The 481-nt window shown below is 63.8% G+C and carries 1 protein-coding gene; it reads right to left on the bottom strand.

The genetic code is table 11. The features are described from left to right. Window positions 1-228: 228 nt before the first annotated feature. A partial coding sequence (locus M3234_RS28825) for a hypothetical protein (protein ID WP_262307926.1) occupies window positions 229-481 on the bottom strand: 253 nt, incomplete at its 5' end.

Raw genomic sequence — 481 nt, 5'->3', positions numbered from 1 at the left:
CGCAAGTAGGAACCCCCTCAGATGCACACTCTCGGACAAGGGGAATCTAGGGATGGCCCTATCGGCACACTCGGGCGCTCGGGTCGGCGGCTTCGCACCAATCGGTCAGCCGCAGTCCTCGGCTGTTGCAAAAACCTTCGTTTGAGCACCACGTGAGTGAGGTCGAGCGGCGTAGGGCTTCAGGGCCTAGGTGAAGCCGGGCCAGTCCGGGCGCAGCACTTCATCACGTCAGGCGCGCCGGTGAGATGTAGCGCCACCGAGGAGAGCGCCGACGCATCCGCCAGCCAGGAACGGCATGGCGAGGAAGACTGCGAGGAAGATGGCCTCGCCCGTGTCGGCAACGCTGAAACCACCACTGGTCATGAACCGGACAACACCGGCGAGAGACACCAGCGCGGCAGCCACGATCCAGACTGTGAGAGTCGAGCGCAGCACATGACGACGGCCATCGAACCAAGCCCACACCAGTGGGATAGCGAAC

It is taken from the genome of Neobacillus niacini, from assembly GCF_023715785.1.
GTDB classification, from domain to species: Bacteria; Bacillota; Bacilli; order Bacillales; family Cytobacillaceae; genus Neobacillus; species Neobacillus niacini_E.
The sequence above is the reverse complement of the archived record's forward strand: the minus strand, read 5'-3'. Positions and strand labels throughout refer to the sequence as shown.